Below are 16,286 nucleotides of genomic sequence, written 5' to 3'. Positions count from 1 at the left end.
GCGCCCCCCGATCACCGGGATGCCCTACCCCGGACGGCTCCCGCGGCTAGGCTGTCCGGACGGTGCCCGGGGGGTGCCGACCGGTGCCGGGAGACGCCCGGATGGGCCGGGGCGGCGCGCGGGCGCCGTACCAGGGGAAGCAGCACAGGGGGAGGCGTCGCGTACGTGAGAGTCCTGCATGTGGTCACCCTGCACACGCCCACCAACGACTTCGGCGGTCCGACCAGGGTCGCGCTGAACCTGTCGCGGGGGCTGCGGGCCAAGGGCGTCGACGCCCGGATCGCCACGCTCGGCGACGGCTTCACCGGCCCGCTGCCGACCGAGCTCGAAGGCGTGCCGTCCTTCGTCCACCAGGCCCGGCACCTCCTGCCGGCGTTCGAGGTGAGCGGGATCACCTCGCCGGGACTGCTGGCGAAGGCGCGCCGGATGGTCAAGGGCGCGGACGTGGTGCACGTCCACCTGATGCGGGACCTGATCACGCTGCCGTTCGCGCTGATCGCCCTGGAGGCCGGGGTGCCGCTGGTGGTCCAGACGCACGGCATGATCGACCCCACCGAGAAGGTCTTCGCCAAGGCCGTCGACCTGCTCGGCATGAAACGGGTGCTGCGCCGGGCCGACGCGATCCTGCACCTCACCGCCACGGAGCGCGACGGCGTCCAGGCGGTCGTCCCCGACACCCCGCTGACGACCTTCCACCGCCTGGTCAACGGCGTCGTCCGGCAGGACCGCCGCCCGCCGCGCACCGGCGACCGCCCGCCGACGATCCTCTACCTCGCGCGGGTGCAGAAGCGGAAACGGCCCGAGGACTTCGTCGCCGCGATGCCCGCGGTGGTCGCCATCCACCCCGACGCCCGCTTCGTCCTGGCCGGACCCGACACCGGCGCACTCACCGGGCCGCTGCGCGCCCTCGCCGCCGAACTCGGCGTCGGGCACGCCCTGGAGACCCCCGGCCCGCTCGGCCACGACGACGTGCTGCGCCGCCTGCGCGACGCCGACGTCTACGTCCTGCCGTCCGTGGTCGAGCCGTTCGCCGTTTCCCTGCTCGAAGCGATGTCCGTCGGCGTGCCCGTCGTCGCCGCCGCGACCGGCGGGCTCTCCCCGGACATCGAGGCGGCCGGCGCCGGCGTCATCACCCCCAGCCGTCCCGACGCCGACAACGGCCCCCTCGTCGCCGCCGCCATCCTCGAACTCCTCGAACCCGACGCCAACGCCCGCGCGTCCCGCGCGGCCTGGCAACTCGTCGAGGAGCGCTTCTCCCTCGACGCCGTCGTCGACGACCTCCTCACCGTCTACGCCCGCGTCGGCGCCCGGCAGCCGTAGCGCGGGACTCGCCGTTTCGCCGCGCTCCCGTCCGTCCCCCTCTACCGTTCGACCAGAAGACGTGTGCGCCGGGGCGGGCTGCGCCGGCGGACACCGGGAGCCGACACGGTTGGAGGACCGACCCATGTCCCACACAGGACGACCGAGCCGCCGATCCGTTCTCAAAGCCGGTACGGGGTTCGCCCTGGCCGGCGCCGGTGCGCTGAGCGCCGGTCTGTACGGTGCGGCTCCGGCCGCCGCGGCCCAGGCCGGCACCCCGCTGTGCGACCAGCCCGGCGACTCCGCGAGCGCCGTGGGCCTGGGCTCCGGGGACCTCGGCATCCCGTACCACCGCGAGCACGATGGCAGTTGGGGTTACGTCTTCGGCGACTCGTGGGCGGGCATGCAGCAGGCGGACGGCACCTACCTCGGCTCACCGGTGATGCTGAACCAGGCGGGCTTCGACCCCTCCGGCGCGACGCCGATCTCGTTCACCTGGGCCGAACCGGGCGGCAGGGCAGCCCAGTTGTTCGACTACACCCACAACGCGGACAACGGGTACGGCACCGAGGTCAGCCGAATCCCCAACGACTGCATCGAGTTCGGCGGCCGCACATACATCCAGTACACCTCCGTGGCCACCTGGGGTCCGCCCGCCGGGTACGACGGCTCGCTGATGTCCGGTGTCGCCTACTCCGACGACTACGGCGCGACCTGGACCGACTTCTCCTACCACTGGGACGGTGACGTGCGGGGCGTCAACCAATCGATGTACGGCATGTGGTCGTTCGCGGGCATCGACCCCGACGGCTGGCTCTACATCTTCTCCAAGCGCTGGAACGGCACCCACAACAACACCGCCGACGGCGGGGCGATCCAGCTCTTCCGCATCCAGCCGGGCGACTTCCACAACGGCGACTTCGGCGCCCAGCAGAACTGGGCCTACCTCGACGGCTCCTGGCAGTGGACCACCTCCGCGCCGCCGTCGGTCATCCTGTCCGGCAACAACACCGGCGAGTTCTCCGTGAAGCTCATCAACGGCACCTACTGCATGAGCTACTTCGACGTGGTGCTGGGGGCGATCTGCACCCGGACCGCGCCCCGCCCGGACGCGGTGTGGAGCACCCCCGTCCCCCAGATCACCGCGCTGACCGTCCCCAACCTGTACGGCGGCTACATCCACCCGGGCAGCCCCGCCGCGACGTCCCTCACCCTCGTCGTGTCGCAGTGGAACGGCACGGTGGGCCAGGCGCCTTACTGGGTACGCCAGTTCGACGGCATCAACGCGTAGGGGGAGCGCGGGGCCGTTCTCCGCCTCCTGGAGTAATGCTAGCTTGCTAGTGGGCTAGGGTGCTAGTGTCGCCCTGTGAGTGGCGAAGAGGTCAAGCAGTTCAACGTGTACCTGCCGGTCGGGCTGATCAAGCAGGTCAAGTACCACGCCATCGAGTCGGGCTCGTCCCTCTCCGCGCTGGTCGCGGACGCGCTGCGTGCCTACCTCGACGACACCGACGGGCAGCAGCGGAAAACGTCCGAGAAGGAGAGTTGACATGACGACCGAGGGCATCGAGGCCGTGTTCCTGACGACCCACAACTGGGGCAGGACGGCGAAGTTCTTCCAGACGCTGGGCTATGAGCTGGAGTTCTCGACCGACCACGACTCCGGTCAACTCCGCAACGGCGACGGCCCCTACGTCTTCGTCGCCGAGGTCCCCGAGGACCGTGAGCCCGAGACGCGGATCGTGTTGAAGGTGCCGGACGCGGACGCCTTCCGGGCCGATCCCGCCGTCGAGGTGGTCTCGCCGTTCGAGGAGACCCACTTCGGGACCAGGGAGATGACCGTTCGGGACCCCGACGGCCGGCTGTGGAGCCTCCAGGCTCCCGCCAAGAGCTGACGGCGACGAAGAGCGCGACGGAAGGCGTACACCATGGGCGACGACGTACGACATATGCCGGGAGCCGTGCTCGCCGCCCGCTACTTCAGCGGTCGGACCGACGGACTCCGCCTGTCGAGCGGCGAGGACCTGCTGGTGGTCACCACCTGACGTCGGGGCAGGGGCCGGGTCCGTCTTTCGGGGTCGGGGCCGGGGCCGCCGTCAGCTCACGCCGCTCGGGCGGTCCAGGCGCCAGATCGCGAAGGTCCCGCTGCCGGCGGAGGCCGTGGGCGGCGTGCCCTGCTCGTGGCGGAGTTCGGTGAAGCCCAGCCGGCGCGGCACCGCGGCGCTCGCGGTGTTGGCGACGTCGTGCTCGATCTCCAGGTACTCCACCTCCGGCAGCGTGAACATCTCGGCGACCAGGGCCGCCGTCGCCCTCGTCGCGATGCCGCGGCCGGTGGCGGCGGGGTGCAGCCAGTACCCCAGGCGCCGGCCCCGAGGGTCGGCGTACCGGTAGGACTGGCACATGCCGAGGAGCGCGCCGCCGTCCGCCTCGATCGCGTAGTTGTACACGTCGCCGCTCGCCCAGTTCGTCCCGGCCTTCGCGAGGAAGTCCCGGGTGGCGGCCTCGCCGTGGCGGGCGACCCACGGCTCCCAGGGCAGCAGGTGCTCCACGGATTCTTCGATCAAGGTGAACGCCGAGGCGTAGTCGCTCTGCCCCTGCCAGCGTCGCAGGACGAAGTCCCCGCACTCGATGATCTGCCTCGGTCGTGCCATGCCGACCATGATCGTTCGTGGGGCGGCCCGCCGCAACGGACCGGGCGGGCGGCCCCTTTCGTGGCCCCGGCCGCGGTAAAGCCGCTCCCGGTGCCGCTCCCGGTGCCGCTTCTGCCGCCGCCGCGATGAGTTTCGCCCGGCGCGCGAGTCCCTTCTGGTGACCGCCGACGCACGCCGACGCATGCCGTACGGCGCCGCCCGGCACCGGACACCCCTGGAGGACACCATGACGACCTCATCCGACGACCCGACCCGCCCGCCCATCGTGGACATGGACACCTGGCAGACCGCCCGCGACGCACTGCTGGTCCGCGAGAAGGCCCACACCCGCGAGGGCGACGCGATCGCCGCCGCCCGCCGCCGGCTGCCGATGGTGGAGTTCGACGGGACCGTCAAGGTCGTCGGCCCCGACGGCCCGGTCCCGTTCCTCGACCTGTTCCAGGGCCGCGACGAGCTGCTGGTCTACAAGCACATGTGGTGGGACGGCGCGCCGCACCAGGGCCAGTGCGAGGGCTGCACCGTCTCCGCCTGGCACCTGAAGGACGCCGTCTATCTGAACGCCCGCGGTGTCTCGTTCGCCATCCTGACGCCGGGCCGGTGGGACGAGGTGGCCCCCTTCGTCGAGTTCATGGGCTACACCCAGCCCTGGTACTCGGTGCGCGACGTGGCGGAACCGGTCGGCGGGGCGATGGGCCACCTCACCGCCTATCTGCGCGACGGCGACCGCACGTTCCTCACCTACTCCACGACCGGTCGCGGCACCGAGGCCGCGAGCGGGTCCTTCGACCTGCTCGACATGACCCCCTACGGCCGCGGCGAGGCGTGGCAGGACAACCCGGAGGGCCGGCCCGAGGGCCACGGGCCCTGCTGGTACTGGCGCACGGATGTGGACGGGAACGCCACCTGGGGCCCGACCGGCCGCCCCACCCCGCAGTGGACCCGGCCCGGCGCGACCCCCGAGGAGAGCCTCGGCCGCGAGGGGCACCGCCACTGACGCGCGCTCGCTGTCCGCGAGGGAGCGGTGAGGCCGGTCCGGCTCACCGCTCCCAGGACGACGCTCGTATCCGCACCGGGCCGTGCGGGCCGTGCCGCCCGTCCTTACTAGGCGTACGACGCCACACCGTCCAGGTATCCAGGGGCAGAAGCCGATGGCTGTACGGGCAGGCCTTCCCGGCGCGGCCTCGCCGGGTGGGGAACCGCGACTGCGGCTGGCGGTCGCACGGGGAGCGCGAGGTGTTCGCGTTGTGGGTGTGGTCGGGACCGGACTATCAGGGTGCCGCCGAGGCGCTGGGAATTCCGGTGGGCGCGGTGCGTTCCCGGCTCGCCCGGGCGCGGGGTCTGCACCGAATCCCCAAGGAACATCTGATGAGCGCGATCCACCGGGGACGTCGCGCCTCCCGCCGTTGCCGTCATCGCCCTGCCCGGCGGCCACGACGGCACCCCGACCCCGGCCGCCCGGACCACGGAACACGGCTCCCCTGCACGCCCGTTGACGATCACCACCACCGCCGCGTACACCGCTCCAGCGGGAGGGCGACGGCCGGGTCGACCTCGCGATCACCGACCCGGCGGGCACGTCGCTCGACCTGCCCACGCTGCCACGCGACCTCGACCGCCTCGGTGTCCCGGCCGTCGTCCACGCCGGAGACCCCGGCTGCACCGAGACACCGACCGGCGCCGCCGGCGCCGACCCGCAACGGACCTGGCACATCGACCTCACGGGGGGCGGCAAGCCCGTCCTGTCCATCCGGCCCGAACGGATTCCCGCCGGGCAACACCTCCTCGCCGGCTTCCCGCCGGCCCGCACCGACCCCGACCGCGCCGGGTACGTCATCACGGCCGGTGGCGACGCCCTTGAGGAGTGCGCGGGTCCCGTCGACCACCCGGTTCCGGAACACCGGGTCCCGCACCAGGGGCGGAGCCGCGCAGCGGGCGCCCCTTCTCGTCACAGCCACTCACATATCCAGTTTACCTGCGCAGGTAAACTGGATAACCTGAGCTGATGATCCTACGGTGGAACCCATGAACGGAGATCGCACACCCTCGTCCTCGGCCGTTCGCGCCTCGCAGGAGGTGCGGGCGGTCATCGGGCGGCTGCGGCGCCGTATCCGGGCGGCCGCGGGCGCCGAAGGCGTCAGCTTCACCCAGCTGTCGGTGCTCGCCCGGCTCATCGACAACGACGGGCTCACCACGAGTGACCTCGCCGCGATCGAGGGCATGCGGCACCAGTCGATGGCGACCGTCGTCGCCGGGCTGGCCGACCAGGGCATGGTGGAGCGCCGCCGCGACCCCGGCGACGGCCGCCGGCTGCTGATCGCGCTCACCGCGGAGGGGCGCCGGCAGGCGGAGGGGGACCGGCAGGCGCGCGGCGAGTGGCTCGCCGCCGAACTGGAGGAGAAGTGCACCGAGGAGGAGCGGCAGACCGTGATCGCGGCGATGTCCGTACTGGAGCGGCTCGTCCATGACTGACCAGACGACCGCCACCGCTCCCGGTGACACCGCGAAGGAGGGCTTCGACCGCCGGCTCATCCCCCCGATGATGCTGGGTTCGGTGCTGAACCCGATCAACTCGACCATCGTCGCGGTCGCGCTCGTGCCCATCGGCAAGGCGTTCGGGGCGCCGCCGTCGCAGACCGCCTGGCTGGTCTCGGCGCTCTACCTGGCCACCGCCCTGGGGCAGCCGATCGTCGGGCGGCTGATCGACCTGTTCGGCCCGCGCCGGCTGTTCCTGCTGAGCACCAGCCTGGTCGGCGTCGCCGGTGTCGTCGGCACGCTCGCCCCCGACCTCGGAGTGCTGATCGGCGCGCGGGTCGTGCTCGGGTTCGGCACCTGCGCGGGCTACCCCGCCGCCATGGCGCTGCTGCGCAGCGAGGGCGAGCGGACCGGGCACGACAGCCCCGCGGGCGTGCTGACCATGCTGGCGGTCGCCAACCAGACCATCGCCGTGATCGGCCCGCTGCTGGGCGGCGCGCTGATCGGTCTGGGCGGCTGGCGCGCGACCTTCGCGCTCAACATCCCGCTGGCCGTGGTCGCGGTCGCCCTCGGCGCGCTGCGGCTGCCCAAGGAGCCGAGCACCCGCACGGTGGACCGCGGCGAACCGGCCGCGCGGATCGACCTGCCGGGCATGGGCCTGTTCGCGGCCATGCTCTTCTCGCTGCTGATGTTCCTGATGAACCTGCACGCCGCCAACTGGTACCTGCCGGTGATCACCGTCGCCGCCGGAGCCGCCTTCGCGTCGAGGGAGTTGCGCGCGCCGACACCGTTCATCGACCTGCGGGTGCTCGGCGGCAACGCGCCGCTGCTGGGCACCTACGGCAGGGCGCTGGTCGCCTACGTCGTGTCGTACGCCTTCCTCTACGGGTTCACGCAGTGGACGGAGGAGAGCTACGGCCTGTCGCCCTTCCACGCCGGGCTGGTGCAGATACCGATGTTCCTGGTGGGGATAGCCGTGTCCGTCACCGTCGGGCGGCGCAACGGGGTGTTCGCCAAGCTGATGCTCGGTGCCGCCGGGCAGATCGCCGCGTGCGCGCTGATGCTGGGCCTGACCGCGGCGAGCCCGGTGTGGATGCTGCTGCTGATCGCGGTGGTCTTCGGGGTGCCGCAGGGCTCCAACAGCCTGGCGCTGCAGAACTCCGTGTACTTCCAGGCCGATCCGCAGCGCACCGGGTCCTCGGCGGGCCTGCTGCGGACCTTCGGGTACCTGGGCTCGATGGTCGCGTCGTCCGCGACCGCGGCGTCCTTCGGGCAGCGCGCGAGCACCGGCGGGATGCACCACCTGGCGTGGCTCATGCTCGGCGCCGGGGTGCTGTACCTGCTCATCACCGTCTTCGATCGAAGCCTGCGACGCCTCTCGGTCGACCCTTCCGACCCGTCATGAAAGGCACCACCGTGTCCCGTACCGCCCTGCTCGCCATGGACCTCCAGGTCGCCACCGCCCGCGTCGCGCCCGACGGCTATCTGCCGCGCGTCGTCAGGACGTTGGAGACCGCCCGCACCGCCGGGGTGCTCGTCGTCCACGTCGCCCTGCAACTGCGGCCCGGCCACGTGGACGTGCACCCCCGCAACAAGCTCTTCGGCGCCCTGCCGGCCGACCGGTTCACCCCCGACGACCCCGGCGTCGCCATCCACCCGGACATCGCCCCGCGCGGCGACGAGATCGTGGTCCACAAGAACCGCATCAGCGCCTTCGCCGGCAACGACCTCCGGCAGATCCTCGACGCGCGGGACGTCGACCACCTCGTCCTGATCGGCATCGCCACCAGCGGCATCGTGTTGTCCACCGCCCTCCAGGCGATCGACCTGGACTACCAGGTCACCGTCCTCTCCGACGCCTGCGCCGACTCCGACCCCGAACTCCACGACGTTCTGCTCACCAAGCTCCTCAACCGCCGCGGCGACGTCCTCACCACGGAGGAATGGGCAGCCACCCTGGCGTGACGGCCGAGGGCGCGCCGGCCCAGGCGTGGGCCGGCCAGGTGCCGGCCAAGCGCCGGCCGCGGAGTGCCCGACCCGGGCGGATTTCAATAACGATTCAATCCGCCCGGGTCGGCGGCCCCTCTGGCAATTTCTCCTCCTCTCTTGACTCGATGTGCGTTCCGCCGTAGGTTCTGCGCGGCCTGGTTGAAACGTTACATAGCCGGGCGCCGAGAAGCGCCGGGTACCGGCCGCGTTCCGGACCGAGAGGGAGGCCCTCCGCAGATGGGACCACGCAAGGGACGCCGGGCGTTCGCGGTGCTGCTCTTCTTCCTCCTGGTCGTCTCGCTCCAGCCGGCGCTGCCGGCGGGGGCGAGCGCCGCGCCGGCGCCGGCCGGCCCCCGCACCGGCCCCGACCTTGGCCGGGGCGACTGGATCGGCGTGAACCCGACCGACACGAACTGGTCGGACTACACCGTCGACGTCGACTTCACCGTGCGGAAGGAGGCCGCCAGCGTCTACTTCCGGGCCCGGTCGGGACCCGCCGACTCCTACATGTGGCAGGTCAACGTGACCGGCCCCGTACCGGTGTTGAAGAAGCACGTCTGGGCCGGCGGGGGCGTGGCCGCGGTGAGCGAGACGCCGATCGGCGACGTCATCGGGCCCGACGCGCTGCACACCCCGCACCACCTGCGCATCACGGCCGACGGCGACACGATCACCACCTCCGTCGACGGCGTCGCGGTCGACACGACGCAGGAGTCCGCCTACGCGGAGGGCACCATCGGGTTCCGGGAGTCGCCCACCGAGGAGGCGACCTACCGCGACCTCACCGTCACCTCCACCGCCGGGAAGACGCTGCTCGACGACCCGTTCACCGCGGGCGAGCACAACGCGTTCGGCGCCGGCACGATCGGCGCCGACGGCCTGGACGTCGCGAACGCCGACGCCATGCTGCAACCCGACGCCCGAACCCCCCGGCTGCGCCACGAGTTCACGCTGCGGAAGAAGGTCAGGAGCGCGCGGCTGTACTCCTCCGCGCTGGGCATCTACGAGATGAGCGTCGACGGAAAGCGGGTCGGCGACGACCTGTTCGCGCCCGGCTGGACCAACTACCGCGACCAGGTCCAGTACCAGAGCTACGACGTGACCGGCCTGCTCGCCCGCGGCGCGAACGCGATGGCCGCCCAGCTCGCGCCCGGCTGGTACGCCGGCGACGTCGGCTGGTTCGGCACCGGGCAGTACGGCACGACCCCCGCGCTGTGGGCGCAGCTCCAAGTCACCTACACCGACGGCTCCGTGGAGTTCGTCGACACCGACCCGTCCTGGCAGGGGAGCACCGACGGGCCGGTGACGTCCGCCGACAACTACATGGGGGAGTCCTACGACGCCCGCGCGGACCAGCCAGGCTGGACCGAACCCGGCTTCGGCGGCACGGATGGTACGGATGGCACGGGCGGTGCGGCTGGCGCGAGTTGGGCGCCGGTGGACGTCCAGCCGAGCCAGGCGTCGAAGGTCGTGCCGCAGATCGGCCCGCCGGTGCGGGTGACCGGCACCGTCAAGCCGGTGAGCGTCACCGAACCCCGGCCCGGGACGTACGTCTACGACCTCGGCCAGGACATCTCCGGGGTGGTGCGGCTGAAGGTGCGCGGCCCGGCCGGGACCACGGTCACCCTCCGGCACGCGCAGGCGGTCGATCCCGACGGCACCCTCTACACCGACAACCTCGCCGCGGGCCCGGCCCCTTACCTGACCGCCGCCCAGACCGACACCTACACGCTGCGCGGCGGCGGCACGGAGACCTTCCAACCGGACTTCACCTACCACGGGTTCCGGTACGTGGCGGTGACCGGCTACCCCGGCAAGCCCACCCTCGCGGACCTGACCGGGGTCGTGGAAGGCACCGACGCGCCCGTCATCGGCAGCTTCTCGACGTCGAACCCCATGGTCGACCAGCTCCAGTCGAACATCACCTGGAGCGAGCGGGACAACCTGTTCTCCGTCCCGACCGACACCAACGCCCGTACCGAGCGTCTCGGTTGGACGGGCGACGCCGACTTCTTCGCGCCGACCGCGACGTTCAACCGCGATCTCGACGGCTTCTACCGCAAGTGGGAACGCGACCTGATCGACAGCCAGTCGCCGCAGGGCGTCTTCGACAACGTCGCGCCGACGTGGACGGTGGGGGACTCCGGCTACGGCGGGGGCTGGGGCGACGCGGGCGTGGTCATCCCGTACACCACCTGGCAGAGCTACGGCGACACCGCCATCGTGGAGAGCAGCTACAGCGCCATGCGGACGTACCTGTCCGCGCTGGAGTCGATGAGCACGGACCTGATCCTGCCGGCGTCCTTCGCCCCCGCCGGTGACTGGATGAACGTGAACCAGTCGACCCCCTCCGACCTGATCGCCACCGCGTACTTCGCCTACGACGCCTCGCTCATGGCGCAGATGTCGGCGGCGATCGGCCGCGGTGACGACGCGGCCGGCTACCGCGCACTGTTCGCACGGATCGCGGCCGCGTGGGACGCGAAGTACGTCGCGGCCGACGGCAGTATCGCCGGCAACAGCGAGACCGGCTACGTACTCGCCCTCCACCTCGGCCTGTTGCCCGAGAGCGCGCGCACCCAGGCGGCGGACCGGCTGGTGGGACTCGTCCAGGCGGGCGGTGACCATCTCGCCACCGGCTTCGTCGGCACCCAGTGGCTGCTGCCCGTCCTGTCCGCCTCGGGGCACACCGACCTCGCCTACCGCCTCCTGGAGCAGACCGGCTACCCGTCCTGGGGCTACGAGATCGCGCACGGGGCGACCACGGTGTGGGAGCGCTGGGACGGGATACTCCCGGACGGCTCGTTCAACCCGAACGTGAACGGCAACTCCTTCAACCACGCCGTGGACGGCGCGGTCGGCGACTGGATGTACCGCACCATCGCGGGGATCGTGCCCGACCCGGCGCACCCCGGCTACGCGCGCTTCTCCGTCCGGCCGCAGCCCGGCGGCGGGCTCACCCACGCCGAGGCGACCCTGCGCTCGCCGCACGGCACGATCAGCAGCAGCTGGCGCGACGCCGGGAAGGGCCTGGTCATGGAGGTCACGGTGCCCCGCGGCAGCACCGCGACGATCTACGTCCCCGCCACCTCGGCGCACCGGGTCACGGCCGCGGCGGGAGCCCGTCTCGCCAGGTGGGCCGACGGCTACGCCGCTTACACGGTGGCAGCAGGCCACTACACCTTCCGGGTCCGCGGCTGAGCGGTAGCGGGTACGCGACCGAGCCGTGGCGGGTCCGCGACCGGGCCGTGGCACCGCGTGACCGGGCCGCCCCGGGCGGCCCGCTGTTGGGGGAGTGTTCGGCCGGTGGCCTCCGCAGGGCCGTCCTGCGGTGCGGGAACGATCTCTAGCGTGACGCCGTTCGAATCCTCACCTTTGGAGTAGAGATGCACGGCTCACCCGACAATGCGCCCGGGGCGCACGAGACGAACGACGGCCAGGACGGCCACGGCGAGGGGTGTTCCTGCCCGCGCACCGCGGACCTGGACGGCGCGGGTCTCGCCGCGTCGAGCCGCCGCACCTTCCTGCGCGGCGCCGGTGTGATCAGCGCGGGCGCGGCCGCGGCGGGACTGCTCGGCGCGGTGCCCGCGTACGCCGCCGGCGAGGCGAAGGGCGCCGCGAAGGGCGGCGGCGAGGACGACGACCCCTACGGCCGGACGTCGATGACGCCCGCGCCGCGCGGCAAGTGGAGCCCGGACCCGGACGACCCGCGGTTCACCGTCGTGGTGATGCCCGACACCCAGTACATGTTCGACCAGGACCGCATCCACCCGGTGCCGGTCGAGGCGTCGTTCCGCTACGTCCTGGACCCGGCCGGCCGCGCGGGCGGCAACGACGAGAACATCGTCTTCCTGGCGCACCTCGGCGACGTCACCCAGAACGGCCTGACCGAGGAGTACGCCGCGGCCACCAAGGTCTTCGACCTGCTGGACCGGGCCGGGGCGTCGTACGGCGTGCTCGCCGGCAACCACGACGTCTCCGACACCGACCAGCGCGGCTCCACCCCGTACCTGAAGACCTTCAGCCCGGCGCGGGCCAAGCGGACGCCCAGCTACCACTCCTCCAGCCCCGACGGCTACAACACCTGCCACATCTTCAAGGCCGGCGGCCGGTCCTGGATGCTGCTCTCGCTGGACTGGCGGCTGTCGGAGCAGGGCTTCGCCTGGGCCGACGCGGTCATCAAGGCGAACCCGAAACTCCCGGTGATCGTGACCACCCACGAGATCGTCAACGCCGACGACAGCAGCGAGGCGTCGCTGTCCGAGTACGGGCAGCAGCTGTGGGACGGCCTGATCAAGGACAACGACCAGATCTTCCTGACCCTCAACGGCCACTTCTGGCCGCCCGGCAGCACCGTGCTGAAGAACAGCGCCGGCAACGACGTGCACCTGCACATCACCAACTACCAGGACCGGTACTACGGCGGCGCCGGCATGATCCGCTCCTACCGCTTCGACCTGAACCGCGGGGTGATCGACGTCGCTACCTTCTCGCCGTGGATTCGCGAGCTCGCGGCCAGGGGCGAGCTGAACGAACTGGCCGCGAAGGAGATCGAACTGACCTCGCCGGTCGACTACTTCTCCGTCGCGATCGACTTCGAGCAAAGGTTCGCGGGCTTCGCGCCGGTGCCGTCGCGCGCCGCCCGCCCGGCGCGGCGGATGCTGGTGCCCGGCACGCTGGCGTACTGGCGCTTCGACGAGGGCGGCAAGGCCGGCAAGGACGTGGCCGCCGGGACCGTGGTCAAGGACCAGGCAGGACACGGCAACGACCTGGAGCTGCGGAGCGTTCCGGGCACCGCCGCACACGCGCTGACCTGGACCGGGGACCACCACCCCGACCAGCCCGGCCACGGCAGCCTGGTCTTCGCCGGTCAGGGCAACCCGGTCACCGGGGCGTACTTCCGGACCGTCGACCGCGCGCCGATCAACGCTCAGACCTTCGCCCGCGGCTACACCTTCGAGATGTTCTTCAAGGTGCCCGCCGACTGGGACGGCGGCCGCAACGGCTGGTCGTCGATGCTCAGCCGCAGCGGCAGCGCCGGGAAGGCGGGCAAGAACGGCCCCGCGGCGACCGCCGAGGAGCCGGTGCTGACGCTCAGCCTCTCCAGCGGGATCGAACTCCAGTGGAACGTCTACCCGCTCAACCAGACCGGCGCGGCCACCAACTGGAGCCACCTGCTCCAGCAGGAGGAGTGGTGGCACGTCGCGGTCGTCAACGACGGCCGGATCACCAAGCTCTACGTCAACGGCTGCGAGGAGGGCCGCAACCCCAACAGCACCAACATCGGCCTCACCTCCCTCAACCTGCCCTTCCTGCTGGGCGGTTACGAGTGGGACGGCGCGATCAACCAGGTCTTCCACGGCTCGATCGGCGATGTACGCATCGTGGACCGGGCGCTGCCGCCGAGCAGCTTCATGAACGCCTGAGCCTCGACGCTGGAGCCTCAGCGCCCGACCCTCGACGCCTGAGCCTCAGGGCCCGACCCTCGACGCCTGAGCCTCAGCGCCCGACCCTCGACGCCCGGCCCTCCCCGCGGACGGTCACTCCGGCGGCGGCGCGGACGAACCCGCCCCGCCGCCGGAGCGGCGGGTACCGCCAGTGGCCGCCCTGCATGGCTCTGACCAGCGACAACACCATGCAGGGCTGCTCCTGGTCGATCGCAGTGCTTGAATGGACCGTCGTTCCGGCTGAGCAAGGAGAAACGCTGTGCCTCTGGTGTCTGTCGTGATGCCCGTGTACAACTCGGCTGCCACGCTCGGCGCGGCCGTCCGGTCGGTGCTCACGCAGACCCACACCGATCTGGAGCTACTGGCCACCGACGACCAGTCGTCCGACGACTCCATGGACCTGCTGATGGAGTTCGCCCGGCAGGACGAGCGCGTGCGGCCGCAAGCGGCACCCGAGCGCGGCGGTGCCGGCCGGGCCCGCAACCTCGCCATGGAGCGGGCCCGGGGGGACTACGTCGCCTTCCTCGACAGCGACGACATGTGGCTGCCGGAGAAGACGGAGCGGCAGCTCGCCTTCGCGGCGGCCGGTAGCGCCCCGCTGACGTTCACCTCGTACTTCAAGATGGACGCCGACCACGACGGCGAGAGCATCGACTTCGTCCCGAACGGACGCGTCGTCCGCGCGCGGGAGCACGTGGACTACCGCGCGATGCTGGTCCAGGACCACATCGGTGCCCTCACCGCCATGTACGACCGCAACGTGCTGGGCACGAGGCTGATGCCGGAGATGCGGAAGCGGCAGGACTACGCCCTGTGGCTGTCGATCATGCGCGACGGCGCCGACGCCCGGGGCCTCCCCGAGCCGCTTGCCGTGTACCGGGCCCACCAGGCGGGTTCGCTGTCGTCCAACAAGCTGTCGCTCGTCCCGTACAACTGGGAGCTGTACCGCGAGCACGAAGGACTGTCGGTCCCGCGGGCGACGCGGGCGCTGACCGGCGCGGTGTGGCAGTCGCTGCGCAACTCGCGGATCTAGTCCTTTCCGGCCGCGGCGCTAGCTCGCCTCGACCGCGGGCTTGAGGACGTCCCGCATCCACTGGCGGTAGGTCGTGGGCGCGGTGTTCTCCGGGGTGCGGGCGACCGCGTGGTCCAGGCCGCGCTCCTTGGCGATGTCCATGTCGATCAGGCTCTGGGCCATCGCCTCGGAGAAGCCGTAGCCGACAAGCTGCTTCCTGTCCTGGTCGCGGTCGCCCCGCTCGTAGCGGACCGGGGTGCCGAGCACCTCGGAGGCGAGGGCGGCGACCTCGTCGAAGGTCAGGTCGTCGGGGCCGAGGAGGTCGAGGGTGTCCTGCCCGGTCCAGCCGCGGTCCCGCAGCAGGCGGGCGGCACGGTCGGCGATGTCGCGGGTGGCGGTGAAGGGCAGCTTGAGGTCGCCGGGGATCGTGCCGGCGATCACCCCGCGCTGCCTGATCAGATCCACCTGCCGGGTCAGGTTGTCCATGAAGGTCGGCATGGCCAGCGCCCGGAAGTGCACGCCGGTGCTGCGGATCAGGTCCTCCATCGCCAGCGACCCGGAGACGTGGCCCGCGTAGAGCTGCGTGCCTCGGCCGAGCGCCGAGACGGTGACGACGCGCTGGACGCCGTGCCGCACGACCGCGTCGGCGAAGGGGATGCTGAAGGTGACGTAGGCGTCGTAGACGCTCGGCGCGCGCACGTCCGCCGGGACCAGCCAGAACACGGTGTCCGCCCCGTCCAGCGCGCGGTCCACCACGTCCCGCTCCCGGTGCGACCCGGTCACCACCTCCACCCGGCCCCGAATCCCGGCCGGCAGCCGGTCCGGGTCACGTACCACGACCCGTACGTCCTCGCCGTGCTCCAGCAGGTCCGCCAGGACCCGGCTGCCGATGTGCCCCGTCGGTGCGGTGACAACGATCATGATGCGGCCTCCTGCTCGCTCGAAGTAAACTCTACCGTACCGTTTACTTCGACGCCCGGCAAGATCGGCGGCCCGGGCGGGGGTGAGGGCGGGGGCGGGGTCGGGACGGTCGGAGGGGATTGACGGGATCAAAAGTCCAGACCATTCTCATGGCGAAAGTGCGGCTCCCCCACCCGTCGGCCGGTCCGCCGGCCGCCCTGTTCGCACGAGACGAGGCATCCGCATGGCTCGCAGGTCCGGCAGCAGTCCGGGCGCCGACCCGAAGGTCACGGTCGACGGCTCCACGGTCACCTGGGGCTCGCACCTGCAGGAGGCCGCCGCGGCCGGCGTCGTGGCGATCCTCTTCGGCGCGGGCACCTACGGTGTCCCGGAGATGGTCGGCACCGACCAGACCGGGCCGGGCGACTTCGGATACTGGGTGACCCGCACCCAGTCCTCTCTCGCCGACCCGGCCCCGCCGCCCTGAGCGACCCGCTCGACGCGGCGTCGAGGGACCCG

Annotated in this window: 15 protein-coding genes and 2 pseudogenes; 14 read left to right on the top strand and 3 right to left on the bottom strand. The window is 71.8% G+C overall.

From position 1 onward, the window contains the following. The first annotated feature begins 165 nt into the window (after positions 1–165). The 5 genes and pseudogenes from OG370_RS11925 to OG370_RS41465 form a co-directional block, all read left to right on the top strand. On the top strand, positions 166–1,320 hold the full coding sequence (locus OG370_RS11925) for a glycosyltransferase (RefSeq protein ID WP_328463369.1): 1,155 nt from the start codon (positions 166–168) through the stop codon (positions 1,318–1,320). A 124-nt stretch (positions 1,321–1,444) separates the two neighbouring features. Then, complete coding sequence (locus OG370_RS11920) at positions 1,445–2,590, top strand: DUF4185 domain-containing protein (RefSeq protein ID WP_328463367.1); 1,146 nt, start codon at positions 1,445–1,447, stop codon at positions 2,588–2,590. A gap of 75 nt (positions 2,591–2,665) precedes the next feature. Then, on the top strand, positions 2,666–2,845 hold the full coding sequence (locus OG370_RS11915) for a CopG family transcriptional regulator (protein ID WP_328463365.1): 180 nt from the start codon (positions 2,666–2,668) through the stop codon (positions 2,843–2,845). A gap of 1 nt (position 2,846) precedes the next feature. Further along, positions 2,847–3,191, top strand: coding sequence for a VOC family protein (locus tag OG370_RS11910; protein ID WP_328463363.1), 345 nt, complete (start codon positions 2,847–2,849; stop codon positions 3,189–3,191). Between the two features lie 42 nt (positions 3,192–3,233). Next, positions 3,234–3,341 (top strand): annotated as a pseudogene (locus OG370_RS41465) (SAM-dependent methyltransferase); the annotation flags it as partial. Between the two features lie 51 nt (positions 3,342–3,392). On the opposite strand, the gene OG370_RS11905 reads toward OG370_RS41465, so the two are convergent. Further along, positions 3,393–3,947 (bottom strand): GNAT family N-acetyltransferase, encoded by a 555-nt coding sequence (locus tag OG370_RS11905; RefSeq protein ID WP_328463362.1) that lies wholly within the window; start codon positions 3,945–3,947, stop codon positions 3,393–3,395. Between the two features lie 226 nt (positions 3,948–4,173). Here OG370_RS11905 and OG370_RS11900 point away from each other — a divergent pair, with 226 nt between their 5' ends. Next, the gene (locus OG370_RS11900) at positions 4,174–4,941 is read left to right on the top strand and encodes a DUF899 family protein (protein WP_328463360.1); all 768 of its coding nucleotides are present in this window, start codon (positions 4,174–4,176) and stop codon (positions 4,939–4,941) included. Continuing rightward, positions 4,881–5,231 (top strand): annotated as a pseudogene (locus OG370_RS41460) (hypothetical protein); the annotation flags it as partial. The gene OG370_RS11900 and the pseudogene OG370_RS41460, both read left to right, overlap by 61 nt. A gap of 212 nt (positions 5,232–5,443) precedes the next feature. Here OG370_RS41460 and OG370_RS11890 read toward each other — a convergent pair. After that, complete coding sequence (locus OG370_RS11890) at positions 5,444–5,902, bottom strand: hypothetical protein (protein WP_328474896.1); 459 nt, start codon at positions 5,900–5,902, stop codon at positions 5,444–5,446. A 67-nt stretch (positions 5,903–5,969) separates the two neighbouring features. Here OG370_RS11890 and OG370_RS11885 point away from each other — a divergent pair, with 67 nt between their 5' ends. The 6 genes from OG370_RS11885 to OG370_RS11860 all read left to right on the top strand — a co-directional run bounded on the left by OG370_RS11885 (position 5,970) and on the right by OG370_RS11860 (position 14,888). Further along, a complete protein-coding gene (locus OG370_RS11885) occupies positions 5,970–6,416 on the top strand; it encodes a MarR family transcriptional regulator (protein ID WP_328463358.1) in 447 nt (148 codons plus the stop codon). Then, positions 6,409–7,824: an MFS transporter gene (locus tag OG370_RS11880; RefSeq protein WP_328463356.1), complete on the top strand. Its 1,416-nt coding sequence runs from the start codon at positions 6,409–6,411 to the stop codon at positions 7,822–7,824. The genes OG370_RS11885 and OG370_RS11880 overlap by 8 nt, the downstream gene beginning before the upstream one ends. Positions 7,825–7,835: 11 nt before the next feature. Then, positions 7,836–8,384, top strand: coding sequence for a cysteine hydrolase family protein (locus OG370_RS11875; RefSeq protein ID WP_328474024.1), 549 nt, complete (start codon positions 7,836–7,838; stop codon positions 8,382–8,384). 261 nt (positions 8,385–8,645) lie between these two features. Further along, on the top strand, positions 8,646–11,609 hold the full coding sequence (locus tag OG370_RS11870; RefSeq protein ID WP_328463354.1) for a family 78 glycoside hydrolase catalytic domain: 2,964 nt from the start codon (positions 8,646–8,648) through the stop codon (positions 11,607–11,609). 185 nt (positions 11,610–11,794) lie between these two features. Further along, positions 11,795–13,834 (top strand): LamG-like jellyroll fold domain-containing protein, encoded by a 2,040-nt coding sequence (locus OG370_RS11865; protein ID WP_328463352.1) that lies wholly within the window; start codon positions 11,795–11,797, stop codon positions 13,832–13,834. A 280-nt stretch (positions 13,835–14,114) separates the two neighbouring features. Beyond that, positions 14,115–14,888, top strand: coding sequence for a glycosyltransferase family 2 protein (locus tag OG370_RS11860; RefSeq protein WP_328463350.1), 774 nt, complete (start codon positions 14,115–14,117; stop codon positions 14,886–14,888). 18 nt (positions 14,889–14,906) lie between these two features. On the opposite strand, the gene OG370_RS11855 is transcribed toward OG370_RS11860, so the two are convergent. Continuing rightward, positions 14,907–15,788 (bottom strand): NmrA family NAD(P)-binding protein, encoded by an 882-nt coding sequence (locus tag OG370_RS11855; protein ID WP_328463348.1) that lies wholly within the window; start codon positions 15,786–15,788, stop codon positions 14,907–14,909. Positions 15,789–16,011: 223 nt separating this feature from the next. On the opposite strand from OG370_RS11855, the gene OG370_RS11850 reads away from it, so the two are divergent. Next, a complete protein-coding gene (locus OG370_RS11850; RefSeq protein ID WP_328463346.1) occupies positions 16,012–16,254 on the top strand; it encodes a hypothetical protein in 243 nt (80 codons plus the stop codon). Positions 16,255–16,286: the final 32 nt, after the last annotated feature.

The sequence above is a fragment of the Streptomyces sp. NBC_00448 genome (genome assembly GCF_036014115.1).
GTDB lineage: Bacteria > Actinomycetota > Actinomycetes > Streptomycetales > Streptomycetaceae > Actinacidiphila.
The sequence above is the reverse complement of the archived record's forward strand: the minus strand, read 5'-3'. Positions and strand labels throughout refer to the sequence as shown.